The organism is Dietzia sp. DQ11-44 (genome assembly GCF_014145205.1).
In the GTDB taxonomy this organism is placed as follows: domain Bacteria; phylum Actinomycetota; class Actinomycetes; order Mycobacteriales; family Mycobacteriaceae; genus Dietzia; species Dietzia natronolimnaea.
Genome location: NZ_JAALEC010000171.1, coordinates 1 through 4172 on the forward strand (window position 1 = coordinate 1; position 4172 = coordinate 4172).

General features: G+C 70.2%; 3 protein-coding genes. 1 reads left to right on the forward strand and 2 read right to left on the reverse strand.

Features of this window, described 5'->3' with window-relative positions; translation table 11 throughout:
* The coding region (locus G6018_RS05395) for a DUF3533 domain-containing protein (protein WP_182639044.1) at positions 1–1104 on the reverse strand (1104 nt) is incomplete at its 3' end.
* Between the two features lie 195 nt (positions 1105–1299).
* Between G6018_RS05395 and ilvD the strand changes: the two genes are divergently transcribed.
* A complete protein-coding gene (gene ilvD, locus G6018_RS05400) occupies positions 1300–3138 on the forward strand; it encodes a dihydroxy-acid dehydratase (RefSeq protein ID WP_182639046.1) in 1839 nt (612 codons plus the stop codon).
* Between the two features lie 22 nt (positions 3139–3160).
* Here ilvD and G6018_RS05405 read toward each other — a convergent pair whose 3' ends face one another.
* Positions 3161–3973 (reverse strand): DoxX family protein, encoded by an 813-nt coding sequence (locus G6018_RS05405; RefSeq protein ID WP_179525523.1) that lies wholly within the window; start codon positions 3971–3973, stop codon positions 3161–3163.
* Positions 3974–4172 lie beyond the last annotated feature (199 nt).

Here is a 4172-nt window from a genome sequence, read left to right on the forward strand (position 1 = left end):
CACCTGCGGCAGCATCTGCGTCGGGGTGGCTCCGCCCGACGTCGGTATCCCCAGCACCACGAACACGACCAGGTTGACCAACAGCCCGGCGTTCCCGATCGCCGCGATGATCGTGTGTGCACACACCCCCACCGCGACGATCACGAGGTTCGAGAACCAGAACATGTGCCACGGGTCGTACCCGGTGACCCCGATGATGTGGGCGACGAGAAGGCAGAGCCCGGACACGAGCGGGGCCGTCACGAGTGTGACCACCCACTTGCGGGCCAGCGTCTGGAGCCGGCCGAACGGGGCCACGTGCACGTGCAGCGCCAGAGGTCCGATCTCCAGGGGGATGAACCCGAGCCGGGCGTCGAGCACGGCGGAGATGATCATCGCCCCGGTGAAGCCCGCAAGGATCACGATCAGCGCGTAGAACATCGGCAGCGAGGCGTTCGACACCCCCTCCGGCAGCGGGTTCCACGCGGTCACGTCGATCCCGACCGGGTCCTGGAGTGCGAGGGTCGCGGCGGCGCCGATCGTCCTGCCCTCCGCCTCGGCGAGCAACTGTGAGTCGGCGAGCAACCTGGGGCCCATCCGGTCGCGGAACGACTCCTGCATCGCCTCGGCCATGGTGTTCATCACCTGGCTCGACACGATGGAGACGCGGGGCGAGTACTCGACCGTGACCCGCGCGGGCGCGGGAGGTTCCGCCGCATCCCCCTCTTCGGTGGCCGCCGCCTCGACCAGACCGACCACCCGCTCGCTCAGGTCGGCGGGGATCCTGATCGCCCCGAAGTACGATCCGTCACGCAGTCCCTCCTCCGCCGTCCCGGGGTCCACGACGTGCAGCCGGATCTTCTCCCAGTCGTTGTTCTGGAGCAGGCCGGCGGTGATCTGCGATCCCACGTCGAGGTCCCGCACGCCGATCGGCGTGTCCAACGAGGCTCCGCGGTCGGAGTCCACCACCGCCACGGGAATGTGTCGGGCGTGGGCCTGGGGATCCGCGGTGCCGCCCAGATACATGAACGACAGCAGGAAGAACAGTCCGCAGACCAGAACCACCGCGCCCGCCGAGTGTGAGGCGAACTCGCGGAAGCCGCCGGTGTGGCCGGAGTCGGTCATGGTGATCCTCATTCGTGTGGAACGCCGGTCGACCACACGGCCGACCGAGACGAAGTTACTCCTGCCACCGCGGGTATCGTGTACCCGTCCCCCGGAGCGTCCCCGCCCACGTCACGGGGCCGCCCGCAGGCCTGATCGCAGGACTGCCCACCCGGGACGCCCGTCCCGTCGTCTCCCGAACCGGATCGAGGTCCCATGCCCGCCCTGAGGTCCCGCACCAGCACCGCCGGACGCAATGCGGCGGGGGCCCGCGCCCTCTGGCGCGCCACCGGCATGACGGACGCCGACTTCGGCAAACCGATCATCGCGGTCGCCAACTCGTACACGCAGTTCGTCCCCGGGCACGTGCACCTGAAGAACGTCGGCGAGATCGTCGCCGAGCAGATCACCGCGGCGGGTGGCGTCGCGCGCGAGTTCCACACCATCGCCGTGGACGACGGCATCGCCATGGGTCACGCGGGGATGTTGTACTCGCTTCCCAGCCGCGAGATCATCGCCGACTCCGTCGAGTACATGGTCAACGCGCACACGGCCGACGCCCTGGTGTGCATCTCGAACTGCGACAAGATCACGCCGGGGATGCTCAACGCGGCGATGCGTCTGAACATCCCGACCGTGTTCGTCTCCGGCGGCCCCATGGAGTCCGGCTTCTCGGTGGTCGTCGACGGCGTGGTCAAGGCCGGTTCCGACCTCGTCACCGCGATCTCCGCCTCGGCCAATTCGGCGGTCGACCAGGAGGGCCTCGACGCGATCGAACGCTCGGCCTGCCCCACCTGCGGTTCCTGCTCGGGCATGTTCACGGCCAACTCGATGAACTGCCTCACGGAGGCCCTGGGCCTGTCGCTGCCGGGCAACGGCTCCACTCTGGCCACCCACAGCGCACGGCGCGAGCTCTTCGCCGAGGCCGGCCGGGTCATCGTGGACCTCTGCCACCGCTACTACCGGGACGACGACGCCTCGGTCCTGCCGCGGTCGGTCGCCACCAAGGAGGCCTTCGCCAACGCCATGACGCTCGACGTGGCCATGGGCGGGTCCACCAACACGGTGCTGCACATCCTCGCCGCCGCGCAGGAGGGTGAGGTCGACTTCGATCTCCACGACATCGAGCAGATCTCCCGTCGGGTGCCGTGCCTGGCCAAGGTCGCACCCAACTCGGACTACTACATGGAGCACGTCCACCGGGCCGGTGGCATCCCGGCGATCCTCGGCGAGTTGTACCGCGGCGGTCTGCTGGAGACGGACGTCCACTCGGTGCACTCCCCCTCTCTCGAACAGCACATCGCGGACTGGGACATCCGCAGCGGTACCGCCACCGAGCAGGCGATCGAGCTGTTCCACGCCGCACCCGGCAGGGTCCGCACCATCGAGCCGTTCTCCACGGACAACCGTTGGGAGTCGCTGGACACGGACGCCGTGGACGGCTGCATCCACTCGGTCGAGCACCCGGCCACCGCCGAGGGCGGGCTGGCCGTGCTCCGCGGCAACATCGCGCCGGACGGATCGGTCTTCAAGACCGCCGGCGTGTCCGAGGCGAACTTCCACTTCAGCGGCCCGGCGCGGGTCGTGGAGTCGCAGGAGCAGGCGGTGTCGGTGATCCTGGACAAGACCCTGCAGCCCGGCGAGGTGCTCGTGGTGCTCTACGAGGGCCCGGCCGGCGGCCCGGGCATGCAGGAGATGCTCCACCCCACCGCGTTCATCAAGGGCGCCGGCCTGGGCACCAGGTGCGCCCTGATCACGGACGGCCGCTTCTCAGGCGGCTCGTCGGGACTGTCCATCGGGCACATCGCCCCCGAGGCCGCCGCCGGCGGCCCGATCGGACTGATCCGGGACGGAGACGTCGTGACGATCGACGTGGCCACACGATCCATCTCGGTGGAGGTCGACGACGACGAGCTGGACCGTCGCCGGGCCGAGAAGGGACCCCTCCCGTGGCGTCCGGTCCACCGCGAGCGGAAGGTCTCCACCGCGCTGCGGGCGTACGCCTCGATGGCGTCGTCCGCGGACAAGGGTGCCGTGCGGATCCTGCCGGGCTGACCTCCACGGCCCGCCGCCGCGGTCAGCCCGCGGTGACCGCCGGGCTGTCGGTCGTGGACATCAACGGGTTGCTGCCGTTGAGCAGGTACCAGATCACCCCTGCCGCGATCACGGCCAGCAGCAGCCAGATCACTCCGCTGAACCGGGGGCGGTGCGACCACCGCCACTTGCGGTCGACAGACCAGCGTCCGGCTCCCGCGAAGAGGAGTGCGAGCAGGGCGGCGACGTACAGGATCGACGTCTCGAGCCCACGGGTCGTCTCGCCGAGGAGCGGCACGGGGTCGTCACCGGTCAGCCGGACCGCGAGGCCCAACCCGACCAGCCCGAGCAACCCGGCCGCCGCGACCGGCGTCGCCAGGCCCACGACGAGCAGGATCCCCGCGACCAGCTCGACGACCCCGCCGGCGATCGCGAGGAGTCGCGCCTGCTCGAAACCCGACTCGGTGAGGGTCTGCGTGAATCCGTCGAGTCCCGGGCCGCCGAACAGGCCGAAGAGCTTCTGCAGACCACGCATGGACAGGAGGACGCCCACGGCGAGTCGGAGGAGGAACAACCCGAAATCGGTCGTGCCGCGCCGGGAGATCTCGTCGCGGGGGGCGGGGTCGATCGTCGTGGGCTGGTCGCCGAACGGCAACGGCGCCGACGTGTCGTATCCCCCGGACTCCGAGAACTGCGAGTAGTCCGTCCGACCCGCCGCGGGGAAAGCCGTGGTCGCCGAGTCCGCGGTCCCCGTGCCGGAACCGGCCCCCGTCGCGCTGGGGACGTCGAGCGGGTAGTCGACATCGTGGATGATCTCGGTTCGGGCGTCGTCTCCGGGCTTTGAGGAAGTCACCATGCGACCATAGGCCGCTTCCCCGGCACCCGCACCCAGGACACGGCGCACCGTAGGATTGTCGCCATGAGATCGCTCTCGCTGCTGGTGGTCCTGGCCGTCGCGACGGCCGGGTGCGCGAGATTCGACGACCGTCTCGCCGCGCCCTTCACCCCCGCCCCCGGCCCGGGGATGGGCGCGGCACCGCCGTCCAGCCCCCCCG